This is a genomic window from Aliikangiella coralliicola (genome assembly GCF_007004725.1).
Lineage (GTDB): Bacteria > Pseudomonadota > Gammaproteobacteria > Enterobacterales > Kangiellaceae > Aliikangiella > Aliikangiella coralliicola.
In genome coordinates this window covers 74,941-100,866 of the sequence record NZ_ML660166.1, presented here as the reverse complement: position 1 = coordinate 100,866, position 25,926 = coordinate 74,941, and the positions used below count along the sequence as shown (strand labels likewise).

The window sequence follows — 25,926 nt, the reverse complement described above, 5'->3', positions numbered from 1 at the left end:
AAATGTTTGTTTTTAATAAAAAATAAACTAGTTAGTTACGGAAAAAATGATGAAAATACTTCTTGCTAATCCCCGAGGTTTTTGTGCCGGGGTTGATCGAGCGATAGAAATTGTTAATCGTGCCCTGGACCTTTTCGGTGCACCTATTTATGTGAAACATGAAGTGGTTCATAACAAATTTGTCGTCGATGACCTTAAGGAAAAAGGTGCTATTTTCATCGAAGATCTGAGCGACGTGCCGCCAGAGAGTACCTTGATATATAGTGCGCATGGGGTTTCACAAGCGGTGAAAGACGAAGCAAAGCAAAGAGGTTTTCGGGTTTTCGACGCAACTTGTCCTTTAGTCACCAAAGTTCATATGGAAGTAGTGAGAAAGAGTAAAAACGGTGAAGATGGCGTGTTAATCGGGCATAAAGGACATCCTGAGGTTGAAGGCACTATGGGGCAATATGCTAACTCCTCAGGCGGAATGTACCTGGTTGAGGACTCTGCGGATATTGAGTCACTTGATGTATCAAACCCAGATAAGCTTTTTTACGTATCACAAACAACATTGTCAGTTGATGAAACTAAAGGTCTGATAGCGCAACTAAAACAGAAGTTTCCTGAAATTAAAGGACCTAAAAAAGACGACATTTGCTACGCAACTCAAAATCGACAAGATGCTGTGAAACAACTAGCGGAAGAAGCGGAGTTGATCTTAGTTGTTGGCAGCCAAAACAGTTCAAATTCTAATCGATTAAAAGAACTTGCCGAACATCAGGGAAGTAAGGCTTATCTCATTGATAATGCAGCGGAAATTCAAGATGAGTGGCTGTCCGGTATTCAATGTGTTGGTGTGACGGCTGGTGCATCTGCCCCCGAAATTCTCGTCGAAGAAGTCATTGAAAAACTTAAACAACAGGGCGGAAAAATGGCTGAGTTTGTCTCTGAAAACCCTGAAAATATGTATTTTCCTGTGCCGATAGAGTTGCGCTAGACCCTATTCTGTGAATTTTGGCTTTTGGTTAACTTAATGGCGTTATTTTTATCAATAGCTAGTGTTACAAAAGCAGTTTTTATTACATTTAAGAATGAATGTGACGTCCGTCACACATGTCCTTGAATTCTCTCCACTTATCCCTTAAAGACATACAACTATCGGAGTTAGGTTGATATATTAGCTGTTTGGAATAATAGTTTATCCAGACGATATCTTTTTTGATCTGTCTGTCTCTATTTTAAGTGAAACGAGCACATGAAAAACACATTGGGTTTTACCTTACTGGAATTGATTGTCACCATTGCGATTGTTGGAATCTTGACTACGATTGCGATTCCTGCGTTTAACACAACGATCAAAAACTCAAGGCTAACCTCAAATACTAACCTTTTAATCGGTGCGCTTAATACTGCACGTTCTGAGGCTGTTAAGTTGGGAGCAACGGTGCGAGTCGAAGATAATGGCAGCGGTGGCTGGCAGGTGTTCGATGTGACCAATAACGCCGTACTGAATACTTTTAACCCACCAGGGGATGGGATTAGTTTAACGTTGAGAACTGTTACTTATCAGGCGAACGGTTATCGTTCGTTTCCATCGACTGTTGAAACAATGCAAATATGCGATGATAGAGGAATTGGCCGTGATATTACAGTGTCAACAGGTGGCAGTGTGTCTGTAGTGGAGAACCCCTCATGTTAGTGAACAACCAGCTATCTGCAAAAAAGCAGTCGGGTATTTCATTAATTGAAATTCTTGTAACGACTTTAATTCTTGGTATCGGTCTACTTGGGGTTGCGGCGCTTCAGGTTTCAAGTGTATCAAGTAACCAAGAAGGCTATTTCGCGTCCCAGGCGACTTCAATTGCAGAAGATTATGCCTCTCGTATCCGAGCTTCGAAAACAGCTGTAATGATGGCCAACCCAAACATTACCTATGCGAATTTTTTGGCACTTTATCACAACGGCAATAACGCAGCGCTAGCGTGTGATGCCGATCCGGAAACAATGTGTCGTGGTGCCAATGATTGCACTCCGGCTCAACTTGCAATATTTGATATGTGGGAAGTTTGCTCTGCTGCCGCTGAAGACAGTGTATTACCCGATGGTCAAGTTCGAGTTATCAACAACGGGATTCGCTTAACAATTGTCGTTGATTGGGATTCCGCGGAAGGTAGGCAAGATACGGGCAATGTAACTGTGGTCAATGCCAACTGTCAGGCACTTACCGGGTCAGATGACCGCAACTGTATGATTATGGAGTTAGTACCGTGAATCATTTTCGAATTGCTCACAAAAGTAGCGCATTTCATAAAAAGCAGGGCGGTTTTTCAATCGTTGAATTATTAATTGCGGGTGTTTTGGGTTTGTTGTTATTGGGAGGCGTACTGCAATTATTTCTTGGTTCTAATCAAAACTACACCATGCAAGATGAGTTAGCCACTATTCAGGAAGATGGACGATTTGCACTGATGTTTCTTGGTGATCAAATAGAAATGGCTGGTTGGAGTGACCCTACTGCTAATGAAGTCAGGCCTGCGATTGATTTCTTAAATTCTGCTGATGGTGCAAATAATGACACTATCGCTTTGACTTACGTGAGAGCGAATGACGGCGTCAATAATATTGATTGCAACGGCAATGTCGTGTTGGGCGGAATTGTGACCAACCAATTCTCCGTGAACAACAACAATGAGCTGGTTTGTCGTGGTATGGGCGTTGGTGGAACAGCACAGCCCTTAGTGGCGGATGTGGAAAGTTTTCAAGTTTTATATGGTGTTGAAACTGAGCGTGTGTGTCCAGATGGATTGGTTGATCGATATATGACAAGACAGGAAGTTAATAATGCTGGTTTAGTTAATAATGTACTAGCTGTGAGAATTGCGTTGTTACTTCGAAGTGATAATGAAATATTGCCAGAAAACAAAGCAGAACAATTCCAGGTTTTGGATCAAGCGTTTAATTTCAACGATAGATCTATGCGGCGTTTGTTTCAGAAAACCATTCCAATGCCGAATTCAGCGTTCAATATACTGACTAATTCGGACGAAACGATCAAATGTATGTCTGGCTTTTAGAATTCAGGTTCTTAGGTAAAGCCATTTATCTGTGTTGGAATAAATAGATTGAGAAAAGTAACTATGAAACAAGGTTTTTATCAAAAACAATCAGGAGTCGCGTTATTTGTGGCTCTGATAATGTTGTTAGTGCTAACGGTCATTGGTTTGTCGGCTTCTCAGCGAAGTGGTTTGCAGGAGCGGATGGCTGCCAATATGCATTTAGACAATATGACATTTAGTACCGCTGAAAGTGCCGTTGGTGCGTTTGTCGCCGAGGCCAACACGGGAACTAGTATAGATCCAAATCATGTTTTATTTGAGTTGAGAACTACTGGAGCAATTGTTAACAGAAAGTATGACAAAGATGGTGTACGTGTTGCGAATGCTTTTATCGATGGTGATTTTGGAAGTGGAAGTTTAGTCGCGACGATTACACCAACGATTTTAGATGATTGTGATAAATCATGTGGTGGTTTTAGTTTAGGGATTTCTTCGAGTGGTGCAAGTATCGGTTGCCGCAACTATTTGCTTCAAGGCGATGGACAACTACTGAAAGGTGGGGAAGTTGTTAAATCTGAGACGACCAGAATGTGGGCGAGAGAAATCACGGCCTGTAATTAATTATTGTGATGTTTGATTAAAAATCTGTGTGACTTTTAATGAAAAATTCTTATTTGTTTTGCCGGAGGTTAAGGCAATGAAAAAATTCAGTTGTTTATTGCGAAATATTACATTTGGTTTGGTGTACAGCTTTTGTTGTTTTCAAGCTGCTGCCGATGATACCGAAGTCTTTTTCGCGCCTTCGTCTTCCACCAAGGACATTAAACCTAACGTTATGTTTATCGTGGATACCTCCGGTAGTATGCAATGGGATATTCAAGGTAACTCGAATGCCGCGGTTGAAGATAGACGAATAACGATTGTTAAAGCGGTAATGGATGATTTGTTGACAGACTTGACTAATGTTAACGCTGGTTTGATGCGTTTTACTCGCGGAAATAGCTCTGATAGTCGAGCGCGTGGTGGTCCCGTTTTATTTCCGGTTTCAGATATTGACTTACCGGCAACACCAATCGTTGAGCAGGAAATTACAATTGGTGCCAATGATGGATATGAAGATTCCACATCGGTCGTTTTTCTTAATAGCAACCAACTAGTTTTTGATGGTGCTTCGTCAAAATATACTGCGGTTCGATTCACCGATTTAAATATACCTCAAGGGGCCAGTATTAGAAGGGCGTCTGTTTCTTTCACTGCTAGCGGCGATTCAGCCGGGGCAGCACAAATTAAAGTTGTGGCACAAAAAACAACCTCTGCTCCCATACTCACCAGTGCTTCTACCAATATTTCAAGCCGAATGACAGGAGTAACCGCTGAGTCTGTTACCTGGACTCCAGGTGATTGGACTAATGGAAATTCTTATACAACAGATGACTTAGCAAAAGTTGTTCAAGAGGTTACTGATCAACCTGCATGGTGTGGTGGTAATGATTTGGTGCTGTTGTTTGAAGGAAGCGGAAACGCAGCAAGAGTTGCTTATAGTGCTGAAGGTGAAGCGGCATCTGGTGGTGCTGACGAAAATAGTGATACGGTAACGGCTGCGCGAATACGTATTGAATATAATACCACATTACCATCAGGTGCGTCTGGTTGTTATGTTGGCCAAGCTTCGTCACAAGTAAGCGACGGTGCTCATGATACTGAAGAGCTATACGGCGATGGATATGGATATGTTGATATTACTTCTGGAAATCGAGTGGCGTTTGGATTTACCGGAATTAATGTCCCTCGTAATGCGGTAATTACTGACGCCTATATTGAATTGACTGCGGGTCAAAATGACACGAGCTCCGCGAGTATGGTCATTAAAGCAATTGATGATGGCACTCCAGCATTAAATACCAGTATGACCAGCGCTGCAATCGGATTAACTTCCGCTTCCGCAACATGGTCTGGTTTGCCTAGCTGGAGTCAATATGGAGTTCACCAAACACCGCAACTTAAAGATATTGTTCAGGAGGTAGTCAACCGCTCGGATTGGAACTCATCTGGGGATATGGCATTTGTAATGGACGGGACTACAGGTTTAAGAAGGCCATATACTTATGATGGTAGTCCGGAGCGTGCGGCAAAATTATTTATTTCTTATGAATCGCAATATACACCGGGCACGGTGACTTTAAGAGAAGACCTTAAAAGAGCTGTGCAGGATTTACCCGCAACCGGTAATACGCCGATAGCTGCAACCATTGCGGAAGCTGGGCTGTATTTTAAAGGTGAGCCAGTGGTATTTGGTAAAACCAGAAATGACCATAAAAGCAACCGAGTGAGCCATAACTTATCCTATGAAAATGGTACCCTGATAACTCCGGCGGGCTGTACTGCTGACAATCCAAATGCAAGCGATTGTGCGGATGAAGAGATTATTGGTAACGCGAAGTACATATCGCCAATTAGAGAATCTTGCCAAACGAATCATATTGTTTATTTGACTGACGGTGCGCCGACGAGCCATCACACAGAAACTGAAACGATATTTAGTGCCTGGACTGGCGGCTCATCTTGTGACCGAGGTGACCCTAAAGCGAACTGTGCCGTTGATATTGCTGGATATTTGCACAATAACGACTTGTCGAGTCTTCCTGGTAAACAAAGTATTAATACTCATATGATAGGTTTTGGTGCCGGCGCAGATCCCGAGTTAATGCGGTTAATGGCCGACGCAGGTGGTGGTGGACACTACTCAGCACAATCGAAAGATCAATTGGTTGGCGTACTAAAAACGATAGTCGATTCGATAGCCTCGGTGAGTACGACTTTCGTAACCACGGGTGTAACCGTGAACCAATACAATCGATTGACTCACAGCGACCAGTTGTATTTTTCATTGTTCAGCCCGAATTCGAAAAGCGTCTGGCCAGGTAATGTTAAGCGATATCGGTTATCCAACGGCGAAATTGTGGATGCTAATAGTAACAATGCAATCGACAGCCTGACTTCAGAGTTTTCTAAAACTTCAAAAAGTTACTGGTCTGATGTAGTTGACGGAAATAATGTTGAACAAGGTGGTGTTGCAGAACAGCTGACCAATTCACGAGTAATATACTCCAACTTAATTTCGACAGACTTAACGTCTAGCGGTAATCGATTTAATACAACTAACATCACCACTGCCATGTTAGGTGCTATCGATGAAAATGATCGAAAGAAAATAATCCACTGGTCATTGGGTTATGACGTTGATCATGCCAGTTACGATGTGGATGACCCAAGCAATACGCCTGCGCATAAGAATTTGGGTGAGCCGCTTCACTCCCAGCCTGTTATTGTGAGTTATAAAGGCGCTGGCGATAAAAGTATGATTTATGTCGGAACGAACGATGGTTTCCTACATGCTTTTGATTCTGATGTGAATCAAGGGACTGAAAGCTGGGCATTTATTCCTAAAGAATTACTCGGTAAGCTTTCTGCGATTCAAAAGGGAATTGGGAGCGATCATAATTACGGAATGGATGGTGCGATTAGTATCTATATTGATGACGCCAATAATAACGGTTTTGTCGATGTAGGCACTGAAAAAGCTTATCTTTATGTTGGAATGAGAAGAGGTGGACGTAGCTATTATGCGCTTGACATTTCCGATCCATCGGCGCCGGAATTGAAGTTTATTATCTCTGGTGAGTCAAGTGTGGGTCCTGGGCAGACGGCTTCAAGTTACGCACGTCTAGCGCAAACTTGGTCAAAACCAGCTATAGGAAAAATGGATCTGACAGGCGTGAATTCTGACAAGTTAGTGATGATTTTTGGTGGTGGTTACGATACTCGTCAAGACCTTGCGGGTACGGCCTCTGCAACCGATACAACAGGAAATATTGTTTATATCGCTGATGCGCTTGATGGAAGATTATTATGGTCATCAGACAGTGCTGTTGACCCGGGTGAAAGTGAAGGGCCGCTATCGATGAACGCCGTTCCTTCAGATATCACTGCCTTTGATCTGGATGGTGATGATCTGATTGACCATATGTACGCATCAGATACTAAAGCACAGGTTTTCCGTTTTGACGTGGATAAAGAGTCGAAAACGATAAAGGGTGGCCGGATAGCCTCTCTTCAAACTGCAGCTGATGTCGCGAATAATCGAAGATTTTATTATCCTGTTGACGCTGCGCTAATCAAGCTAATTGATAACAGCTTTATTTCTGTGTCTTTAGGCTCTGGATATCGAGCACATCCATTGGACGAAAATATTACTGATCATTTTTATATGATTAGAGACGAAGGCGTTCTTAAAGGAACCTTTGATATGGATGTAACGATGAGTGATCTCGTTGACGTTACTAATTTGATTGGCGACTCTAACTCCGATGGTGAGTCTGACGCTGCGGAAGTGATTAACGATGAAAATAATCCTAAAAATGGGTGGTATATTGGTTTCTCTGGCTCTGGTGAGAAGGTGATAGAAAGATCTATTACTTTCAATAATGCGGTTGTGTTTACTACTTATCTACCCCCAGGTAGCGCAAGCTCAACCTGTCAGGCTGCAGCGGGTGGAAGTCGAATATATGGTCTAAGAATTGTTGATGGGAACCCTTATGTGGATACTAACTTCGATGGTAACCTAACCGAGTCAGACAGGTATCAGGATTTGGTGTCCGTTGGTATTGCACCGCCGCCACAGGTACTTCTTGAAGGTACAAGTGATGGCGTAAAACCTAGACTTTGTGTTGGTACTCAGTGTAATCTTGATCCTTTCCTACCCCCTACTAATCAGGGTATTCAAGGATATCGCTGGAGTAACTAGAGGCTAATTTATGAAAAATAATTCAGGGTTTACACTTGTAGAAGTAATTATTGTGGTAGCTATAGTTGCTGTGTTGGCGAGCATCGCATACCCGTCTTATGAGCAACACATTATTAAGTCTAAGCGTTCGGAAGCAATGGCGGCGTTGATAAACGCTGCACAAGCGATGGAACGATTTAGAGTTTCTAATTATAGTTATGACTTGCCTAATGGCCTGAGTGATGTCTTTGCCATACAGGTTCCTGTTGACGGCGGAGCAAAATACTATGATTTGACTGTCGTGGATACTGCAAGCACTTATACATTGACGGCGACACCTGTTGGTTCTATGGCTGGCAAAGATAGCGCTTTAACGCTAACCAATACCGGACTAAGAACCTGGAATGGGAAAAATTGCTGGCCGGAAGGTTCCAACGACTGCTGAAACATATGAGCAGGTAAAGGCTAGTTGATACTTTTAGGTTCTGCGCTAGCTTACAAGCTTAAGTGAGATACCTGCCTTATGGCAGGTATTTTTTTATCGATTTCAAAAATAACACTAATGGTTAAAAATTAGGAACGAATTTAAATTCGGCCAATTTTTCTAAAGTTTTGCCATTCCAGATATAAGCAACTGAGTTTTCATTTCCAAGTTTGTTTTCTACAACGGCATATTTAACGCCCGCCGCAAAGCCAATAACTCCGGTCGATTCACGTAGTTTTTTTTCAGTGTAAGCTTCTAGGTATTGATTATTAGGCAAGGTTTTGTATTGTTTAATTTGTACTAGCCGGTATTGATTTTTTCCCGACAGGTAAGCTGATAAATGGAATTGGCCATTTTGCTTAATGATACCGACCCAATCGATTTGATTATCGCCGTTGAAATCTCGTTCAACTTGCATTGGACATAAAATTTCATATTCAGAAATTAAGAAGTTCAATGATTTGCTAGGCTTTAGTGCGGGGCGCTCAATCCCGCTTTTTTCGGCATTAACGAGTTGTTTAAATAATCTGGTATCACAAATATCATTATTGTTTGCTTTTAGCTGATGGGTTGTTGTTGCGACAGCTAGAGTTAAGAACCATTGAAGTGTTTTCATATGATTTGTTGTATTGGTCAGTGATAGTGTCATCATACACTAATCTGTAAGACCATAAAATATGCGATTCTTTCCCTAAATTAGTAATACTCAGTGCCAATTTTCTGCTAAAATCCATCGCCGCTCATTTGTAGTGTTATATATTTGGCTTCCAACTTCCAAACATGGTTTTTCAAGTTCAGGTATTCATGATTTGAGTATGAAGGTCAAAATTTTTCACTGGCACTTATTACACTCTGCAATTCAAACTCGATATGCGTAAACAAGATTTCCAATTTCAGCTTCCAGACTCATTGATCGCGAACCAGCCGAGCGAAAATCGCACCGATAGCCGACTGATGGTCATTGATCCAAAGACCCAGACAGTTGGCGACCACCACTTTTTTAATTTAGTTGATTTTTTACAACCCAACGACTGTCTGATATTTAACAATACTAAGGTGATTCCAGCGCGCCTCCAGGGGAGCAGAGAAACCGGTGGTAAAGTAGAAGTGCTGATTGAACGAATTATTCCGCGCCGGTATGAAAGTGTTAAAAAAGATGCTCATATTCCAGGACAAGATGATTTATCGAATAAAGATGTTTGCATTGCGCAATTAAGAGCAAGTAATGCGCCTAAACCAGGCGCGGAGATAATCTTGGCTGATGATTTCCGGTTAGTGGTCGTGGGCCGTGAAGGTGCTTTTTTCAAACTGGAAAGTCAAACCGATGAACCATTGTTAGAGCTGGTCGAACGCTACGGGAGCACGCCGCTACCGCCTTATATTCGCCGCGAAACAGAAGCACTGGACAAGCAGCGGTACCAGACTGTTTACGCTGAGAAACAGGGCGCGGTAGCTGCACCAACGGCAGGACTGCACTTTGATGAAGCTTTACTCAAGAAAATTAATGATAAAGGTGTTGAGACTGACTTCGTGACATTACATGTGGGCGCCGGCACTTTCTCACCGATAAGAGTTGATAATATTCTCGAACATCAAATGCATTCAGAGTGGTTTGAAGTGCCAGAATCTGTGGTTGAGTTGGTTTCACGCACTCGCCGTAACGGAGGGCGCGTTATTGCCGTAGGAACAACTTCAGTGCGTTGCCTGGAGTCCGCATCGCAAAAAGGTCAATTGGAATCCTGTTGTGGTGAAACTGATATTTTCATTTATCCGGGTTATCAATTCAAATCGGTGGACGCCCTGGTAACCAATTTCCATTTGTCTGAATCAACCTTATTAATGTTGGTGAGCGCCTTTGCTGGGCGAGAATTTATTTTGGACGCATATAATAAAGCAGTTGAAAGAGCTTACCGCTTTTTTAGTTATGGCGATGCCATGTTTATTCAAAATACAGAAGATTCAGAAAAAGAAACAAAGTAAAGGCATGAAATAAGAGATATTCGGAGTAGTACTCGACCAAAACTTTGGTTAAAAGTGACAGTTAAAAAGTGGTCGTTAGCAATTAGCGCCAGACAACGCCCAAAACATACTAAGTCACGAGTATATAGAATAGAGCTAGTAAAAGATAAAGTGAGAGGTTTAATGAAATTTACCCTACAAGCAACCGATGGTCAGGCTAGAAGAGGTCAGCTGTCATTCGAGCGTGGCACTATTAATACGCCTGCATTTATGCCGGTTGGAACTTATGGTTCAGTTAAAGGGATGTCGCCAGAGAGAGTTGTTGAAACCGGTGCTGAGATAATATTAGGGAATACTTTCCACTTAATGCTTCGACCCGGCACTGAAATCATTCAGATGCATGGTGATTTACACGATTTTATGAATTGGCAGGGACCAATATTGACGGACTCTGGTGGTTTTCAGGTTTTTAGCCTGGGAGAGTTACGAAAGATTAGTGAAAAAGGCGTGACTTTCCGCTCACCAGTAAATGGAGATAAAGTTTTTCTAGGCCCTGAAGAGTCAATGCAGGTCCAAAAAGCGCTGGGGTCAGATATTGTGATGATTTTTGATGAGTGCACGCCATACCCAGCAACTGAAAAGCAAGCTAAGGAGTCGATGGAGCTTAGTTTGCGCTGGGCAGAGCGTTCTAAGATTGCTCATGGAGATAATAAGTCAGCGCTATTCGGAATTGTTCAGGGGGGAATGTACCCTGAGCTGCGAGAAGTTTCGCTGCAAGGGCTCACTAAGATAGGCTTTGACGGTTACGCTATCGGCGGACTGTCAGTAGGGGAATCAAAGGAAGAAATGCGCCTGGTACTTAATAATCTGACGCCGAAAATGCCTACCGACAAGCCCAGGTACTTAATGGGAGTTGGTAAGCCTGAAGATATCGTTGAGGCTGTCAGGCGTGGGGTCGATATGTTTGATTGCGTTATGCCGACCAGAAATGCTCGAAATGGTCACCTTTTTACCTCAACTGGAGTTGTAAGATTGCGAAACAGTCCCAATAAAAGAGACACTGGACCAATTGACGATAATTGCAGCTGTTACACTTGTGCCAATTACAGTCGAGCATATTTACATCATCTAGATAAATGTGGTGAGATGTTTGGCGCTGAATTGGCGACCATCCATAACCTTCATTATTACCAGCATTTAATGAAAGGTTTGCGTGAGGCTATAGAAACAGGTACATTGTGCGACTTTGTCGAAAATTTTTACGCCGCGCGCGGCTTACCTGTACCGCCGCTCGAAAATTGAGCGCCATTGATGCTATATGTTGTTAGTGGGTTCAATGGGCTAGCAGTTGATTCAACAGCAATTGACTATTGCAGATTTTGATTTTAATAGAGAATAGTAGGGGAACGAAATGTTTATAAGTAATGCGATGGCAGCACCAGCGTCGGGTGGTGCAAGCGGATATAGTTCACTAATCATGATGGTTTTGTTTGCGGTCGTGTTTTATTTCTTGCTGATTCGCCCACAGAGTAAGCGCCAGAAAGAGCATAAAAATATGCTTGAAGCCATTCAGAAAGGCGATGAAGTGGTAACCAGCGGAGGTATACTCGGCAAAGTGACCAAAATTACCGATAGCTTTATTGTTCTTAATGTCGATAAAGGCGTCGAAATGAAGTTTCAAAAGCACTCAATCACTGCCAGTTTGCCAAAGGGAACGATAAAAGCAGTTAATGAATAATGATCAAAGCTCGCATTATTGCGGGCTTTTTCTATAAGAACAGGCTGTATTTTAACAAGCAGTATTTAAAACAAGAGCTTTCACATGATGTTTTCAAACCAAACTCACATGAGACCAATTAACACCTATCCAAAGTGGGTGTACGGGTTATTGGTTGTCCTATTATCTTTAATGATTCTGTATGCGCTACCGAATATTTATGGTGAAGATTTCGCTGTTCAGGTGACTGGCGAAAAAGGCGTAGCCGTAACCGATGACCTTTTTAAGGAAATGCAGCAGGAGCTAGCAGATAAAGGTATCACTATTAAAGCATCGTCTAATGAAGAAGGAAAAGTCCTGGTTCGTTTGAACAGTTCTGAAGACCAGTTGAGCGCTAGAGATATCATCAAGGAGTTTGTGAAAGATAAAGGAAGGTTTGTGGTAGCGCCAAACTTTGCGCCGGCGACACCAGAATGGTTAAAAGGATTGGGTGGAGCTCCGTTAAAGCTAGGTCTTGATTTGCGTGGCGGTATTCACTTCTTGATGGAAGTAGATATGGAGTCAGCACTGAAAACGAGAGAAGAACAGTATATCAGTGATATCAAGACAAGACTGCGAGAAGATAAAGTGCGATACGCATCTGTCACCCGGGCAAAAGATTTAGGTTTGATTGCTAAGTTCAGAAGCGAAGAATTAAGAGATAAGGCGGAATCTGTATTTCGTCAGAATTTCGCGGAATTGACTACCCGAACTCGCGAAGTAGGAAATCTATTTGAAATTGTTGCCGCGTTAACGCCAACCAAAATCAAAGAAATTAAAGACTATGCAATCAAGCAAAATATCGCCACTTTACGTAACAGAATTAATGAGTTAGGTGTGGCCGAGCCGCTTATTCAGCAACAAGGTAGCGACCGAATACTCATTCAATTGCCTGGTTTGCAAGATTCTACCAGAGCTAAAGAGATCATTGGTAAAACAGCAACTTTGCAATTCAGATTAGTTAATGAGTCTGCGGGCTATAACCCAAAGCGAGCGCCGGCGGGTTCTGAAATTATCATGGAAAGAGGTAAGCAAAATATTGCGGTTCGCAAATCTGTAATCGTTGACGGGACGCATTTAACCGACGCAACGGTTGGATTTGACGAGCGTGGTTTACCTCAAATTAATGTCAAACTCGATAGCGAAGGCGGCAGTAAAATGCTGGCGACCACGTCTAAAAATGTTGGTAAGCCGATGGCCATCGTTATGATTGAAACCAAAGGGGTTTACGAAGAAGTCGATGGCGAACAAAAATTAGTTTCGACTTATGAAGAAAAAGAGGTGGCGAGTGCCCCAAATATCCAGAGCGCTTTAGGTAGCAGCTTTAGAATTACCGGCCAGTTTACACCGACCGAAGCTCATGATTTAGCGTTAGTTCTTCGCTCCGGTTCTTTAATTGCGCCAATTTATATTGTAGAAGAAAGGACTATCGGTCCAAGTCTTGGTCAACAAAATATTGAATTAGGTAAAACTTCGATTTTAGTCGGGTTTGTTGCAGTCCTTATTTTTATGTTGATTTATTACCGCGCGTTCGGAATCGTTGCCAACATTGCACTTGTGAGTAACATGGTATTCATTATTGCAATAATGTCGCTTGTTCCTGGGGCAGTGCTGACGTTACCAGGTATTGCCGGTATCGTTTTAACCGTTGGTATGGCTGTTGACGCAAATGTGCTGATATTTGAACGTATCCGTGAAGAATTAAAAGAGGGAACCAACCCTGCACAGGCAATTTATAATGGATACGACAAAGCATTTTCAACCATCGCTGATGCGAACGTGACAACATTAATTGCGGCGCTGGTACTTTTCGGAATTGGCACGGGTCCTGTTGCAGGTTTCGCGGTTACTTTGTTCATCGGTATTTTAACGTCTATGTTTACCGCTATTGTCGGTAGTCGAGCAATCGTTAATTTAATGTACGGTGGCAAAGCTTTAAATAAGATTTCTATATAGGGCGCGGGCAAGATTATGAAAATACTTAAATCAAATCTGAACATTGACTTTATTAAATTTAAAAAAATAGCAGCAGTATTTTCGGTGTTGTTGATGATTGCCTCTATTGTGACTGTTTCAACCAAAGGCTTAAATTTTGGTTTGGACTTTACTGGTGGAACTTTGATAGAGGTTGGTTATCAGTCAGATGCTGATATTAACAAGATAAAATCGGATCTTAATGCTGCTGGATTTAGCAAAATAATGGTGCAAAATTTTGGTACCGCTCGCGACGTTATTATTCGTCTTGCACCGGTCGAAGGAAAAGATTCCAGCAAAATTGGTAATGAAGTTCACGCAGTGTTAAAGAAAGGCTCAGCAGACGTCGAGATGCATCGAATCGAGTTTGTTGGTGCTAGCGTCGGTGAGGAGTTAACTGAGCAAGGTGGCCTTGCCATTATCGTAGCGCTCATCGGTATTTTAATTTACGTTTCATTGCGATTTGAGTGGAAATTTGCGTTAGGCTCGGTGGCGGCACTTGCCCATGACGTGTTGATAACTGTTGGACTGTTTTCTCTTATTCAAATGGAATTCGATCTAACAGTATTAGCAGCAGTTTTGGCGGTTATTGGTTACTCCCTTAATGATACGATTGTTGTATTTGACCGTATTCGTGAGAATTTCTTAAAACTCAGAAAGCAAGATTCTTCAAAGGTTGTTAACATTTCGTTAAACCAGACGCTCTCACGTACAATTATGACCTCGATTACAACGATGCTAGTACTCCTTGCGTTATTTTTCCTTGGGGGGGCCACCATACACGGTTTCGCAACTGCGTTAATAATGGGGGTATTAGTGGGAACCTACTCTTCTATTTATGTTGCTAGTAATGTTGCTCTTGCCCTCGGCATATGTAAAGAAGATCTGATGCCGCCAGAAGTTGAAAAAGAAGGCGCCGATCAAGAAGCTTTAATGTAATTTATCTTTCTTCTCTTATCTTTTGAAAGCTCCCGCAAATATTGCGGGAGCTTTTTGTTTATAACAGTTTACAAATTGTTTGACTATAATTAGTCATCGACCTAATCTCAGGAAGTCTTCATGTCTCAATCCGATACCACGTCTCAGTCTGACGCCGCGCCTAAGCCAGAAAAAAATACAGCAGCAGATGGCATTACATTTAGTGAGTTATCATTACCGGAAAAAATCTTAAAAGTGTTAACCGAAATTGGTTATGAAAGGCCATCGCCAATTCAATCAGCCAGTATTCCAGTGCTTCAAAGCGGAGTTGATCTTATTGGTCAGGCACAAACAGGAACTGGTAAAACAGCTGCGTTTGCTTTGCCGTTGTTAGCTAAAATCGACTTGAGTAATTCTAAACCACAGGCATTAGTTCTTGCTCCGACGCGTGAACTAGCAATTCAAGTAGCCGAAGCCTTTAAAACCTATTCGAGGTACTTACCTGGGTTTCAGGTACTTCCTGTATATGGCGGCCAATCCATGTCGCAGCAGCTGAGACAATTAAAACGTGGTGCTCAAGTCATTGTCGGTACTCCTGGTCGCATTATGGACCATATGCGCCGCGGTAAATTAGTCTGGGATGCGATGCATACGCTGGTGTTAGATGAAGCAGATGAAATGTTGCGTATGGGCTTTTTGGAAGACGTTGAGTGGATCTTGGAACAAACGCCTGAAAATCGGCAAATCGCATTGTTTTCTGCCACTATGCCTAAAGAAATTAGACGAGTTGCCGATCGTTTTTTGACTCAGCCAAAAGAAATAAAAATTAAAACAAAAACGACGACAGCAGTTACCATCAAGCAGCAATACCTGTCAGTTTCCAATAATCATAAATTAGATGCACTAACACGAATATTAGAAGTTGAAGAAACCGACGCAGTGATTATTTTTGCAAGAACCAAAACTGCGACCGTTGAACTTGCGGATAAACTCAATGCACGTGGATATGCCAGCGCTGCGATTAATGGTGATATGCAGCAATCAGCTCGTGAGCAAACCATTGAACACTTGAAAAGAGGGAAGCTGGATATATTAATTGCCACTGATGTCGCTGCGCGCGGCCTGGATGTACAGCGAATTTCTCATGTAATTAATTATGATATTACACAAGATGTAGAGTCTTATGTGCATCGAATTGGCCGCACTGGAAGAGCAGGGAGAGAAGGCACTGCAATTTTATTTGTGACACCGCGCGAAAGACGAATGCTCTCTTTGATTGAACGAGTGACTGGCACAAAAGTTCAGCGCATCGGGCTTCCATCTACCGATACCATTAATGATCAACGGGTAGAAAAATTTAAGTTAAAAATTACGGAAAAAATTGAGTCTGGCGAACTGCAGCCTTATCTTGAAATTCTAGAAGCCTATCAATATGAAACCAATCAAACCGGATTACATGTCGCTGCAGCTCTGGCAAGTTTAGCGCACGATAAGACGCCATTGTTGTTGGAAGATTTACCTTCACCGAGAGAGGATAGAAGGTCGAGAGATAACGCCGATAATTACGGAAGAGAAAGAAAAAATAAAAGAAAAGGAAAAGAACAATTTAGTCGCTCCGGTAAAGATTTTTCGAAAAAGGCTGAGCGTCTGGAAAACTTTCCCGATATCGACATGGAACGCTTTGTGCTGATGGTTGGCTTTCAGAATGGTATTAAACCTGCCAACGTCGTTGGAGCAATTGCTAACGAAGTCAATGTTGAAAGCAAATATATTGGCCATATTAAGATTTACGATGAATTTACCACGGTTGATCTCCCGGAAGGAATGCCGAAGGAAAGCTTGGCCCATTTAAAGAAAGTTCGTGTTTGCGGTATTGCAATGAATCTAACTCGAGCAAAAGAGTTTTCTCTGGATAAATTATCAGGTAAAAATAAAAGCAAAGAAGCGAAGGACAGTCATAAAAGAGGTGATCGAAAAGACCGTAAAAAAGGCGAGCGAAAATCTCGTAAGCGCGACAAATGATAAAGAGAAATGAAGAGTAGTGAAAACTGCTTATCCCGAGCTGGGGTTACTTATTCTACAAATTATCAGTAATCTTATTTGGGTTTAAAAAAAGGAAGCTACGCTTCCTTTTTTTGTGTCGAGAAATCTCGGTTGAATAGAATCTGATTACCAGATTTTGACTCTATCTTCAGGCTTGCGATACATTCCGTCGGTTGCTTTAACATCGTAAGCTTTAACAAACTCAGGCATATTCATCAAAGGACCGTTTCCTCTAAAATTAGCAGGAGAGTGGGGGCCTGTTTTGATTTGATTGCTCATCGCTTCATCACGATATTTGTACGCCCAAACTTGCGCCCAACCCATAAAAAATCGCTGCTCGCCGCTAAAGCCGTCAATTTCTGGTGCTGCTTTATCTTTCAACGCAAGCTTATATGCTCTGTGTGCGATAGTTAGCCCACCGAGATCACCGATATTTTCGCCTAAAGTTAATTCACCATTTATATGTTCACCTGGTAGCGGTTCAAATGCACTATATTGAGCGGCTAACTTGCCGGTGCGCAGTTTAAATTCTTCCAGATCTTTATCTGTCCACCAATTTCTTAGGACGCCGTCACCATCTGATTTTGATCCTTGGTCATCAAAACCATGTCCCATTTCATGACCAATCACACCGCCAATCCCGCCGTAATTAACAGCATCATCTGCTGCCATATTGAAAAATGGTGGTTGAAGAATGGCTGCTGGGAATACGATTTCATTCATCACTGGATTGTAATAAGCGTTAACCGTTTGGGGAGACATAAACCATTCTGTTTTATCGATTGGCTTACCAAGTTTATTGATTTGGCGATGATAACCGAAAAGCGCAGCACGCTTGTAATTTCCAACCAGATCATCAGCGCTAATTTCTAACGCAGAATAATCGCGCCATTTGTCAGGATAGCCAATTTTCGGGGTAAATTTGGCTAGCTTATCCAATGCTTGCTTTTTAGTCTCCTCACCCATCCAATCGAGATCGATAATGGCCGTTCGGTAAGCTTCTCTCAAGTTTTCGACTAACTGAACCATGCGTGCTTTTGCTTCTGGTTTAAAATGCTTTTCAACATAAATTTTACCAACAACTTCACCGAGTAATTGATTAACCGAAGTTACGGCTCTTTTCCAACGGACTTCCTGCTCTGGCGTACCATTTAATGTCGTTCCATAAAATGCAAAATTAGCTTGGTCAAACTCGCTGCTTAAAATGCCTGATGCAGCGTTAATGAGTGTCCATTTTAAGTAGCGTTTCCAGTCGTCGACTGAAGTCGCCTTAAACAATTTGGAAAAGTTTTCGATGTAACTGGGTTGCCTGACAATAATTTCTTTTTCAGCGTTTATACCGGCATGAGTCAGGTAAGCTTGCCAGTTAAACTCGCCTGAAAGCTCGGAAAGTTTTGCTGTTTCAACTTTGTTGTAGGTCTTGTCTCTATTGCGACTGTCAACACGGTTCCAGTGTAACTTAGCTATTTCAGTTTCAAGTGCCATCACGGCTTTTGCGTCTTGCTCGGCGGTTTTAGAGCCTGCTAATTGGAACATTTTTTCAATGTGTTTAAGGTAAGCATCGCGCAACGAAACCGATTTTTCGTCAGTCTTGAGGTAATATTCTCTGTCAGGTAATCCCAATCCTGATTGAGTCAGATAGACGATATAGCTAGTCGGGTTTTTCGAGTCGTTGTTGACGAAAAAGCCAAACGGTGCGTCGCTGTTTAACATTTGTGTTTCTGCAAAATAGGCGGAAATGTCATCATGGTTTTGCAGTCCGCCGATTTTTTCAAGTTCAGGAAGAATAGGGCTGACACCGAGCTCGTCTAATTTCTTAACATCCATGTAGCTACGATACAGATCACCAACTTTCTGTGCGTCCGATCCTTTTTCAACATTTTCGAGTTTTGCTGTTTCTTCAATGATTGCTTTCACATCTTTACGTGACTTGTCTCGCAGCACAGTAAACGAGCCATATCGAGATTTATCGCTGGGGATCTCTGTATTCGTTAACCAAGAACCATTAACATACCGGTAGAAATCATCCTGTGGACGGACTGATTTATCCAAATTAGCGAGTTCTATGCCTGACTTTAAGGTTGTCTTAGTAGCAACTTTTTTTTCGGCAGCAGGTTTCTTCACTTCTGTTTGCGCCGCCTTATCCGAGTCTTGTTGACTACAAGCTGTCACTAGCGCAAGACAGACAGCACTGGCAAGTAATTTTTTATTCATAGGATTTTCCCGTCTGGTTATTGTAGTAATATTTATTTGATGTAAAGTAATAATTATTTGGTGTAATAATGATGATTGGCTAAAGCGCAAAAGCCTTTAGCCTATTATTTTACTTTCAGGTCGTGCTTATTTCAGAGCTACCGGATACACGCACTTAATTTATGATCCTGATTATGACCCGCAGTTTATGGCCCAGAATGACCATTCAAGCCCATGAGGGCCGATTAGCCGATTATAAAAGCATAATTTGGGCTGATATGGCAAGGGAATAAATGGCTGAATTCGTTACTGAATATTAACCGTTTTGCTATTTTGAATTGTATATCGGACTTTTTGGTAATAACAGCACGAGACAATGAAAACCCCTACTACCGGGGTTTGTGACCAATTACGTATTAATCAAACCTTCTTGTAGACAAACTTTTTTATAGACATGTTCTTTTATAGACAGACTATATTATTTGATAGAAAACCGTTTAAATACCAAGCTTTTTGAATTCGTTGAGGAAAAATTACAATGTCAAGTAAACTGAAGACTTACCAGGAAATTCATAAAGATATGCTGGTCGCTCTGCCTAATCCTTCTAGTCAGGCCTATGAAATCAATATTAAAATTCCTGAGTTTACATTTTTAGGTGTTCAGGAGCAGCCCGATTTTGCGACAATTTTCTTAACCATGTACCCAGGTCCTAAAATTATCGAGTTAAAAGCGCTCAAGCTCTATGTGTATCAGCTCAGAGATATTGTGGTTTCTTATGAGCGCCTGATTAATATTTTTTATGACCATTTGATAGAAGTGTATCAACCTGAAAGGTTGCGAATGGTGATGAACTGTAACCCGCGAGGCGGAATCAGTTCTCGTTTAACGATTGATTCTGACTGGAAGAGTCGCGGCGGAAATGAAAAATACAAAGACTGGATGCCCGATGTTGATGAATGGCAGAGACTGGACTGAGTTCGATAAAAGGTGAGTGTTCTGGCAAGATCATTCCCTATAAATTGGCTTTAATTAACCTTAGGTTAGTTAAAGCTGGAACGGGAAAAGTATGGATAAAAAAGGCCTCTAATGAAAGAGGCCAAGACGAGGATTAATAGGCTAAAACTCGTAGTTCAGGGAAATAAAGTATTCTGTACCTATACCACCATTGGTGTAAGCGTAATCGTTATAGAAAGGCCACGATTCCCACTTCGCTTCTTCTGGTGGTCGGCTATCAGTCAGATTCACAATGGTGAATGAGCCGCTGAGATGTTTGTCATAACGGTAATTCACGTGCAAATTAGCTGTGGTGTAAGCTGGTGTACGGTCGTCTCCGGCCCAGTTACGCGTACTACCAACTCGGTTGAAGTAAAGCGTTGTAGTTAAATCGTTGTAACTCCAGGACGTTGAGATAGTCGCTCTGTGACGATATGGATTGTTGTAATAACTAGTGTCACGAACGTCTTCATCGACTTCATCGGTTCTTAGCACCTGGGTTTTGATTTCATCAACATAGCTATACTTCACGCCAAAGTTGAATTCACCAATGTCCTGAGTTTCCAATTTGTAGTTGATGTTAACGTCAGCACCTGTCTGTTCTTGTAAACCCATATTAATTGAACTTAAAAACACTTCATTAATCGGGTCTACCTCAGAAGCGACGGGCCCAGCTTGTCGCTGGATTCTGGTATAGAGCTCCTGACAGTAAGCTGAGTTTCCGTCAACGGCATCGCCATTAGCATCGAAACCTAGTCGACACTCTGCTTCAAGTTGAGAATAGGTTGAAGCACTCAGCGTTGTGACCATATCTTCAATTCGGATCCGATAAATGTCCAAACTCAGGTCGAGCTCTTCAATGGGGGACCAAACTACGCCGAAGTTCGCTGAAAATCCGGTCTCTTCCTCAAGGCTTAGATCACCTTGTGTATTTTGACGGGTATTAACCGAGTCGCCGTTTTGCGCACACTCTTTAAATAGCTCGTTTGCAGTTTCCGGTGTGGCATTGTTCTCGAGCATACAGGCATAATAGTCAATCGTGTTATTAAAGAACTGATTATTGTCTGCAAATAAGCGGTGTAAATCAGGCGCACGGAAGGTTGTCCCGTAAGCTGCACGGACTAAGAAATCGTCGCTTGGTCTCCAGGAAAGGCCTAGCTGGTAAGTCGGTGAGCCACCAACCTCAGAATCGTCCTGGTAATCATCGTAGCGAGCCGCGACTGTTGCCTCAAGTTCGTCTGTCAACGGGATCAGGAATTCTGCGCCAACCGCGAAATGATCTCTATCACCACGGCCGCCAACACCCGACCAGCCAACGTATTCGCCATTGTCAGTTGTTGGGTCGATATCAAGGTTGTAGCCTTGTTCGTTCCACTCAACGACAGCCGCGAAAGATATCATGCCGGCATCAAGTTCAGTTACATCACCAGAAACCTCAAAAGAAACACTTCGGGCATAACTTCCGCCATCAGCGGTTGATAAGCCATACATGCCATCAAGTTCGCCGTTGTTGAAGTAGTTGTACATATTGAGGCCATTCAAAGAGGTGTAACCGTCAGCGGCGAGATCTGATGGTTGGAGCAGGTAGGTACCCCAAGAGTCGAGTAATCGGTTGCGATTTGGATCGTTGCCGTCTACACCAAAGAATGCCATCAGGCCGCCATTCTGGCTAAATCGAGCAATAGCCTCTTTGTAGTCATAATCAGTCAGAGACAGGGCGAGTTTATAGTCAAGTTCGTCAGTTAGAGAGCCTTCGAAACCGAAGTTCACGACATAAGCTGATTCGTCGAAAGACTGCTCGTTGGGGACTTCTTCTGGCGCAAATGTACGTTGATAATAAAGATCATAAAGCCAGGTTGGGTTCGCCGCTGTAATATCTTGTACCACAGAAACTTGCTGCCACCAGCCGGTATAGTAAAGCTCAGCATCCGCATCGCTTTTCCAGGCCAGGGCGTTTACAAAAAATTCATGGTCTGTATTCAGTTGATAGGTATAGTTGGCGAAAGCGTTAAATCTGTCTCTGGGCGCTCTTAGCGCTCTGTCGCCAGTGCTATCATGACCACAAAAATTACCCCGACCGGGTCGATTTGAATAGTCAAAATTAGGGTTTGTGTCACAAGCCGCCGCGCCCGGATCTTGATAACTCCAGTTAGGTAAGCCATTTCTGCCAAATGGATAGGCAATTAGAATATCTCGGTCATTAACTAACCAGGGATCTTCTGCCGGGCTATCGGTCACCTCATCCAGCCAGTCGCGATCTCTACCGAACAGGCCGGTACGCTTATCGACTTCAAAGCCGTAGTTAAAGGAATATTTGTCGCCGGCAAATCCACCCATCAGATTGAGTCGATAAGTTTCGCCGCCGCCGTCTTTGGTATCTGTGTATCGAGCAGAAATTTGAGTGCCTTCGTAGTCATCTCTCAGTACCACGTTGATTACACCGGCGATTGCATCGGAGCCATAAATTGCCGCACCACCACTTGATAAGTATTCGACACGGTCGACCGCTGTCGTCGGTATAAGTGCGAGATTAACGAAATTGTCTTCACCACCATATGGTTTTGGATTGGTTGGTAAACGATTGCCGTTCAGGAGTACCAGCGTGCGTCCGGGACCAAATCCTCGGAGGTTAACTGCTTGTGCAGCGGCAGTGAAACTATTAGTTTGTTGTTCGTCGAGTACACCGCCTGTGTTCGCAGTCAGGTTACGAATAGCCTCATAGACATTCGCGTGTCCCTGACGTTCGATTTCTTCTGCGGTAATAATGGTGACAGGTGTAACACCTTCAACATCGGTTCTTTTGATCCTAGAACCAGTAATAACGACTTTATTTTCGTCTTCTTCCTGAGCAGAGTCTTCAATTTCTTCTGCGGCAATCAAGGGGGTTGAGTTAAGCAATGCTGAGCCGGTTAAAGCAATTCCCATGAGTTTTACTAGTGATTTAAGCTCCATAAAAGTACCTCTTTTTGATAAAGCTGCGGATCGCAAATCGAAAAAATTCACCACGATCGCGTTATTTTTTTGTCAGTTAACTTTTATAAGTTAATTTTTATGGTCCAGATTTGTTCGTGTTTTTTGTTATCAATAATCGCGATGTTTGCTTGAATTAAACCTGGCTTCGTCGCTGATAAATAACGTCAAATTGGGTTTTCACGGCGCGTCAGGTAAAAACTAAAACCGAAACGGGGAATTCCGATTTAACCTGCCGAACCACTTGTTAAAGCAAACTATCGCGATAAGAGAACCTTACCTTAAAAAAATATTGTGTGCAATATAAAATATATTGAATCCAATAAAATGTATGGTGGAGGTATTTTTTCGGCGCTGATTTTTGCCAATAAGCGATTGGGTTAGCAGGGGATGATTAGAAGAAATCATGCCATTGAACTTTAATTTGGTTTGGCGTTTTTAGCGGTTGTTTTTGGCGAAGGAGAAAAGGGAAGGGCTATCGCTACCATATTTCAGAAGTTGCTGATATTGTCTTCTTACGAGTTCAATATCACTTAGTAGGGTATTGAACGAAATATTTAACTCTTTGATTTTAATGCTAAATTTATGCAAAGAATGCATTGAAGAAATAAAGTTTATTTACTGGTTCGTCTAATCTAGAGACCCGCAACTTTCGGAAATTTGTGATTTTTGATGTCTTTGCTGTTCGCTCATGAAACCTGTTTCTTTTAGAGACTATTGGTTGTAATTAGTCGAATTCGAGCTGGAATTTGAAATGAAATACGGAGAGGGATAATCGATATTTGTTATTAGATATTTGTTATTAAAAGCTGCCTGCTAAGTGACATTTAATCTTTAGATAACCTGAATTCGAATGTGCAAAAATCAAAAGCGGTTTATCTGGATTCCCCACGACAAGTAAAAGTGTGGGGAATAGCGAGTTTGAAATAGCGCTGGTATATGCCACCAGCTAAGTAAACAGAGTGGCCGGGAATTACTTAGCCAGGGCTTATTTATCTCAACCCTGTGTTGCCAGCCACAACTTAATCTTTTCTTCCAGGATTGGCATTGGCAAACTACCGTCAATTAATACTTGAGTATGAAATTTCTTAACGTCAAATTTATCTCCTAGCGTTTTCTCTCCGTACTCTCGCAATTCTCTGATTTTTCGCTGACCTATCTTATAGGCTAGCGCTTGTCCGGGGATAACGATATAGCGTTCTACTTCAGCTTCAACATCAGAGCGAGCCATTGAAGAATTGGCCAGCATGTATTCAATCGCTTGTTCTCGAGTCCAACCTTTCGAATGAAGTCCCGTATCAACCACTAATCGCATTGCTCTTAGTTGTTCATCTACTAATCGTCCGTACCACATGTAGGGATCAGTGAACAGCCCCAACTCCTTACCCAGGCTTTCCGCATAAAGCGCCCAGCCTTCGGCGAAAACGGTGTAACCACCAAACTTTCTGTAGTTTGGCAAATCTTTGACTTCTTGTTGAATGGCTATTTGAAAGTGATGGCCAGGAGCTGCTTCGTGGATGGAAAGGGTTTCCATTAAAAATTTAGGTTGTGATTTCAAATTGTGAGTATTGATAAAGAAAATTCCGGGGCGAGAACCGTCAGGGGCCGGCCCTTCATAGGAAGCGCCTGCCGCGGATGCAGCGCGGTATTTCGGAACTGGCCGAACTTCATAATCTGCTTTTGGAAATACTTCAAATAGCATTGGAAGTTTTGCATCAATTTTATGTTTTACATTGGTGTAGGCATCAACCAAATCCTGTTCATTGTCGTAGTAAAATTGATCGTCAGTTCGTAAGAATTCGAAAAACTCGCTGAGTGAACCATCAAACTTTACCGTTTGTTTTACCTTTTTCATTTCGGCCAGAATTCTCGCCACTTCCTGTTTACCATAGTCGTGAATTTCATCTGAAGTCAGCGGTAAGGTTGTATGAGTTTTTATCATGAATTGATACCAACTTTCGCCGCCGGGTAATTCTGATAAGCCGACTGTTTCACGTGCGGCTGGTAAATATTCGCTTTGCATAAAATCATACATGCGCTGATAAGCGGGGATGATGACTTGACGAATATTATCTTCATAGTCTTTTATCAATTGTGAACGACTACTTTCATCGATTGTGTCAGGTAACTTTTTTAACGGTCCATAAAACAAACTTTCACTCACGTCACTGATCAGATGTGTTTTTAGCTGTGGAATAACTTTCGCTACAATAGGTCGTGGTTGAACTATGTTTTGCTGAATCCCTCTTCGCATGGCTTCAATCGCGCTATCCATCCATTTGGCAAACCCTACAGAACGCTTAATAAAGTCGCGATAATCTTGTTCATTTTTAAACGGTTGCGCACTTTGCCCTGAGCCGAGTTGAGCAAAGAAGTTATGAAAACCATACATTTGATTGATGGGAACCAAATGGCTGGGGATAGAATTACCCTCAATGGCCATTTGACGATCCCTGAGAAAAACTTTGTAAGTTAACAGGTCTTGACCCTGGAGATTATCAGCGTTTACGGTGAGTGCTTTTTGCAGATATTTTTTTTCAAACGCTAAATATTTCGCGCGATTTTCATCACTTATTATCGGAGAAAATTTATCGTTGTAACCGGGAATACCAATGAAAGTCGCTCTGATCGGATTAAATTGTAAATTATCCTTGGTATACTCATTGACCAGCTTCATTACCGGGCTGGTTTGCTTCGCCAGAGAAGGTTCTGTGGTCTTTTTTGATTGGCATGCGACCAACAAAACGCTTGCGGTCAGCGCGATGCCCAAAGATTTTAAATTCATAGTCGTCTCGTTGTCTTATTAGGTAATTG

Annotated in this window: 18 protein-coding genes; 14 read left to right on the top strand and 4 right to left on the bottom strand. The window is 42.3% G+C overall.

Annotated elements, in window-relative coordinates:
* Positions 1–49 precede the first annotated feature (49 nt).
* From ispH to FLL46_RS15860, 7 genes are all read left to right on the top strand, one after another.
* Complete coding sequence (gene ispH, locus FLL46_RS15890; RefSeq protein ID WP_142932669.1) at positions 50–979, top strand: 4-hydroxy-3-methylbut-2-enyl diphosphate reductase; 930 nt, start codon at positions 50–52, stop codon at positions 977–979.
* A gap of 258 nt (positions 980–1,237) precedes the next feature.
* Positions 1,238–1,681 carry a GspH/FimT family pseudopilin gene (locus tag FLL46_RS15885; RefSeq protein WP_142932323.1) on the top strand — a complete coding sequence of 148 codons (444 nt, stop codon included), beginning with the start codon at positions 1,238–1,240 and terminating at the stop codon, positions 1,679–1,681.
* On the top strand, positions 1,675–2,253 hold the full coding sequence (gene pilV, locus FLL46_RS15880; protein ID WP_142932322.1) for a type IV pilus modification protein PilV: 579 nt from the start codon (positions 1,675–1,677) through the stop codon (positions 2,251–2,253). The genes FLL46_RS15885 and pilV overlap by 7 nt, the downstream gene beginning before the upstream one ends.
* Positions 2,250–3,056: a PilW family protein gene (locus FLL46_RS15875; protein ID WP_142932321.1), complete on the top strand. Its 807-nt coding sequence runs from the start codon at positions 2,250–2,252 to the stop codon at positions 3,054–3,056. The genes pilV and FLL46_RS15875 overlap by 4 nt, the downstream gene beginning before the upstream one ends.
* Before the next feature lie 63 nt (positions 3,057–3,119).
* Complete coding sequence (locus tag FLL46_RS15870; RefSeq protein ID WP_142932320.1) at positions 3,120–3,659, top strand: pilus assembly PilX family protein; 540 nt, start codon at positions 3,120–3,122, stop codon at positions 3,657–3,659.
* 76 nt (positions 3,660–3,735) lie between these two features.
* The gene (locus FLL46_RS15865) at positions 3,736–7,842 is read left to right on the top strand and encodes a PilC/PilY family type IV pilus protein (protein ID WP_142932319.1); all 4,107 of its coding nucleotides are present in this window, start codon (positions 3,736–3,738) and stop codon (positions 7,840–7,842) included.
* A gap of 10 nt (positions 7,843–7,852) precedes the next feature.
* On the top strand, positions 7,853–8,266 hold the full coding sequence (locus tag FLL46_RS15860) for a type IV pilin protein (RefSeq protein ID WP_142932318.1): 414 nt from the start codon (positions 7,853–7,855) through the stop codon (positions 8,264–8,266).
* 121 nt (positions 8,267–8,387) lie between these two features.
* Here the strand turns inward: FLL46_RS15860 and FLL46_RS15855 are convergent, their stop codons facing one another.
* Positions 8,388–8,957: a hypothetical protein gene (locus FLL46_RS15855; RefSeq protein ID WP_142932317.1), complete on the bottom strand. Its 570-nt coding sequence runs from the start codon at positions 8,955–8,957 to the stop codon at positions 8,388–8,390.
* Positions 8,958–9,175: 218 nt separating this feature from the next.
* Here FLL46_RS15855 and queA point away from each other — a divergent pair, with 218 nt between their 5' ends.
* The 6 genes from queA to FLL46_RS15825 all read left to right on the top strand — a co-directional run bounded on the left by queA (position 9,176) and on the right by FLL46_RS15825 (position 16,934).
* Positions 9,176–10,285 (top strand): tRNA preQ1(34) S-adenosylmethionine ribosyltransferase-isomerase QueA, encoded by a 1,110-nt coding sequence (gene queA / locus FLL46_RS15850; protein ID WP_142932316.1) that lies wholly within the window; start codon positions 9,176–9,178, stop codon positions 10,283–10,285.
* A 162-nt stretch (positions 10,286–10,447) separates the two neighbouring features.
* Entirely contained in the window at positions 10,448–11,566 is a 1,119-nt protein-coding gene (gene tgt, locus FLL46_RS15845) for a tRNA guanosine(34) transglycosylase Tgt (protein ID WP_142932315.1), read from the top strand.
* Between the two features lie 109 nt (positions 11,567–11,675).
* The gene (gene yajC / locus FLL46_RS15840; protein ID WP_142932314.1) at positions 11,676–12,002 is read left to right on the top strand and encodes a preprotein translocase subunit YajC; all 327 of its coding nucleotides are present in this window, start codon (positions 11,676–11,678) and stop codon (positions 12,000–12,002) included.
* An 84-nt stretch (positions 12,003–12,086) separates the two neighbouring features.
* Entirely contained in the window at positions 12,087–13,976 is a 1,890-nt protein-coding gene (gene secD / locus FLL46_RS15835; protein ID WP_342779804.1) for a protein translocase subunit SecD, read from the top strand.
* 15 nt (positions 13,977–13,991) lie between these two features.
* On the top strand, positions 13,992–14,933 hold the full coding sequence (secF, locus tag FLL46_RS15830; RefSeq protein WP_142932313.1) for a protein translocase subunit SecF: 942 nt from the start codon (positions 13,992–13,994) through the stop codon (positions 14,931–14,933).
* A 120-nt stretch (positions 14,934–15,053) separates the two neighbouring features.
* The gene (locus FLL46_RS15825; protein WP_142932312.1) at positions 15,054–16,934 is read left to right on the top strand and encodes a DEAD/DEAH box helicase; all 1,881 of its coding nucleotides are present in this window, start codon (positions 15,054–15,056) and stop codon (positions 16,932–16,934) included.
* 147 nt (positions 16,935–17,081) lie between these two features.
* Here the strand turns inward: FLL46_RS15825 and FLL46_RS15820 are convergent, their stop codons facing one another.
* Positions 17,082–19,169 carry a M13 family metallopeptidase gene (locus tag FLL46_RS15820; RefSeq protein ID WP_142932311.1) on the bottom strand — a complete coding sequence of 696 codons (2,088 nt, stop codon included), beginning with the start codon at positions 19,167–19,169 and terminating at the stop codon, positions 17,082–17,084.
* Between the two features lie 517 nt (positions 19,170–19,686).
* Here FLL46_RS15820 and FLL46_RS15815 point away from each other — a divergent pair.
* Positions 19,687–20,124 carry a preQ(1) synthase gene (locus tag FLL46_RS15815; protein WP_142932310.1) on the top strand — a complete coding sequence of 146 codons (438 nt, stop codon included), beginning with the start codon at positions 19,687–19,689 and terminating at the stop codon, positions 20,122–20,124.
* 141 nt (positions 20,125–20,265) lie between these two features.
* Here FLL46_RS15815 and FLL46_RS15810 read toward each other — a convergent pair whose 3' ends face one another.
* The gene (locus FLL46_RS15810) at positions 20,266–23,094 is read right to left on the bottom strand and encodes a TonB-dependent receptor plug domain-containing protein (protein ID WP_142932309.1); all 2,829 of its coding nucleotides are present in this window, start codon (positions 23,092–23,094) and stop codon (positions 20,266–20,268) included.
* Between the two features lie 1,015 nt (positions 23,095–24,109).
* Complete coding sequence (locus tag FLL46_RS15805; protein WP_142932308.1) at positions 24,110–25,897, bottom strand: DUF885 domain-containing protein; 1,788 nt, start codon at positions 25,895–25,897, stop codon at positions 24,110–24,112.
* Between the last annotated feature and the right edge of the window lie 29 nt (positions 25,898–25,926).

Coding starts and splice junctions, on each gene's coding strand:
- queA (WP_142932316.1), top strand. CDS start 9,176: ATGCGTAAACAAGATTTCCAATTTCAGCTTCCAGACTCATTGATCGCG.
- FLL46_RS15805 (WP_142932308.1), bottom strand. CDS start 25,897: ATGAATTTAAAATCTTTGGGCATCGCGCTGACCGCAAGCGTTTTGTTG.
- FLL46_RS15860 (WP_142932318.1), top strand. CDS start 7,853: ATGAAAAATAATTCAGGGTTTACACTTGTAGAAGTAATTATTGTGGTA.
- FLL46_RS15815 (WP_142932310.1), top strand. CDS start 19,687: ATGTCAAGTAAACTGAAGACTTACCAGGAAATTCATAAAGATATGCTG.
- yajC (WP_142932314.1), top strand. CDS start 11,676: ATGTTTATAAGTAATGCGATGGCAGCACCAGCGTCGGGTGGTGCAAGC.
- tgt (WP_142932315.1), top strand. CDS start 10,448: ATGAAATTTACCCTACAAGCAACCGATGGTCAGGCTAGAAGAGGTCAG.
- secF (WP_142932313.1), top strand. CDS start 13,992: ATGAAAATACTTAAATCAAATCTGAACATTGACTTTATTAAATTTAAA.
- FLL46_RS15855 (WP_142932317.1), bottom strand. CDS start 8,957: ATGATGACACTATCACTGACCAATACAACAAATCATATGAAAACACTT.
- pilV (WP_142932322.1), top strand. CDS start 1,675: ATGTTAGTGAACAACCAGCTATCTGCAAAAAAGCAGTCGGGTATTTCA.
- secD (WP_342779804.1), top strand. CDS start 12,087: ATGATGTTTTCAAACCAAACTCACATGAGACCAATTAACACCTATCCA.
- ispH (WP_142932669.1), top strand. CDS start 50: ATGAAAATACTTCTTGCTAATCCCCGAGGTTTTTGTGCCGGGGTTGAT.
- FLL46_RS15820 (WP_142932311.1), bottom strand. CDS start 19,169: ATGAATAAAAAATTACTTGCCAGTGCTGTCTGTCTTGCGCTAGTGACA.
- FLL46_RS15870 (WP_142932320.1), top strand. CDS start 3,120: ATGAAACAAGGTTTTTATCAAAAACAATCAGGAGTCGCGTTATTTGTG.
- FLL46_RS15825 (WP_142932312.1), top strand. CDS start 15,054: ATGTCTCAATCCGATACCACGTCTCAGTCTGACGCCGCGCCTAAGCCA.
- FLL46_RS15885 (WP_142932323.1), top strand. CDS start 1,238: ATGAAAAACACATTGGGTTTTACCTTACTGGAATTGATTGTCACCATT.
- FLL46_RS15810 (WP_142932309.1), bottom strand. CDS start 23,094: ATGGAGCTTAAATCACTAGTAAAACTCATGGGAATTGCTTTAACCGGC.
- FLL46_RS15865 (WP_142932319.1), top strand. CDS start 3,736: ATGAAAAAATTCAGTTGTTTATTGCGAAATATTACATTTGGTTTGGTG.